This is a genomic window from Cupriavidus sp. 05T41, assembly GCF_056396525.1.
In genome coordinates this window covers 1-1,481 of the sequence record NZ_JBFTLQ010000194.1, presented here as the reverse complement: position 1 = coordinate 1,481, position 1,481 = coordinate 1, and the positions used below count along the sequence as shown (strand labels likewise).

1 protein-coding gene and 1 pseudogene are annotated in these 1,481 nt (G+C 61.6%); both read left to right on the top strand.

The window, feature by feature from the left end:
* Positions 1–171: 171 nt before the first annotated feature.
* Positions 172–1,263 (top strand): porin, encoded by a 1,092-nt coding sequence (locus AC1DKV_RS40420; RefSeq protein WP_477139759.1) that lies wholly within the window; start codon positions 172–174, stop codon positions 1,261–1,263.
* 73 nt (positions 1,264–1,336) lie between these two features.
* A pseudogene (locus tag AC1DKV_RS40415) lies at positions 1,337–1,481 on the top strand (fumarylacetoacetate hydrolase family protein); the annotation flags it as partial.

Here is a 1,481-nt window from a genome sequence, read left to right as displayed (position 1 = left end):
GGGTGTTGCTGGACATCKGGTGGAGCGTTCCTAGCCTGTACTTCATCTTCCTTCTGCCCATGGCCGGTGCCGCAGTTGCAGTGGTCTTTTTGGATGTACGGCTTCCGGCGCCGCGTGACCAACGCGGTTCGACAGTGTCCTGAAAAGAACKACATCACGAGGAGGAGACCTATGAAGTTCAATGAGCTGGCGCTAGCATGCGCCGCCGCCTTGCCCGCGCTCGCCTGCGCGCAATCCGTCACGCTTTATGGCGTAGTCGATTCCGGCGTCGAATATGTAAATCACATCGGTGCCGCCAATAGCAGTGTGGTCCGCATGAGCTCCCTGTCTGGCACCGTGCCATCCCGCTGGGGTTTGCGCGGCAGCGAAGATGTCGGTGGCGGAATGAAGGCAAACGTCGTGCTTGAATCTGGCTTCGCGCCCGACTCGGGACTCAGCAACCAGGGAGGGCGCCTGTTCGGACGCCAGGCGTGGGTCGGCCTGTCGGGTAGCTGGGGACAGGTATCGCTGGGTCGTCAGTACACCATGCTGTTTTGGGCGATGCTCGACCCGGACATCCTCGGCCCGAATACATTCGGTTCCGGCTCGCTGGATAGCTACATTCCCAACGCGCGCGCTGACAATGCCATTGCCTACAAGGGCAAGTTCGGAGGCCTGACAGTTGGCGCGACATACRGCCTTGGCCGCGACGCAGTGAACGCGGGGCCGAGCCCGGCGGGCACAAACTGTGCCGGCGAGAACTCGGCCGACCATTCTGCCTGCCGCGAGTGGTCTGCATTGGTGCAGTACGAGACCAGGCAGTTCGGCGTGGCTGCTGCCTATGATGTTATCCGCGGCGGATCCGATGCATTCGCGGGACTGAACACCAGTGGGAAATCCGACGAGCGCTTGTCGCTCAGTGCGTATGCACTAATGGACAGAACGAAGGTCGGTGCGGGCTGGCTGCGCCGCGACAACGAAGGCATTCCCACGGGGTTGAGCGACCTTTGGTATGCCGGCGCGTCGCATGACCTGACACCGGCCATCAACGTAGCCGGCCAGGTCTACTACCTGCGCTATCGGTCCAATGGCAACAGGGCAATACTGTACGCGCTGCGTGGCGTCTACAACTTCTCCAAGCGCACAACGATTTACGGCACGGCAGGTTACATCAACAACTACGGCCAGTTGTCGCTTTCCGTCAGCAGCGGATCGGCCGGGGCCAATCCGGGACCAGGTGCCTCGCAGCTGGGGGCGATGGTCGGCATCAAGCACGTCTTCTGAATGCGGCYCAGTCCGCCCCACTGGTCTCGCAGACGGTATCTGCGCAGCKAGACCTACACTCATGGAGTACCACATGACCTTTGTAATTCCGCCCATTCCTGCCGTTACGATTCCCGTGGTTGGCGGCAACGACCAGTTTMCCGTTCGCCGCATCTACTGTGTTGGCCGCAACTACGCCGCGCACGTGCGCGAGATGGGCATGGACCCGAGCCGGGAGC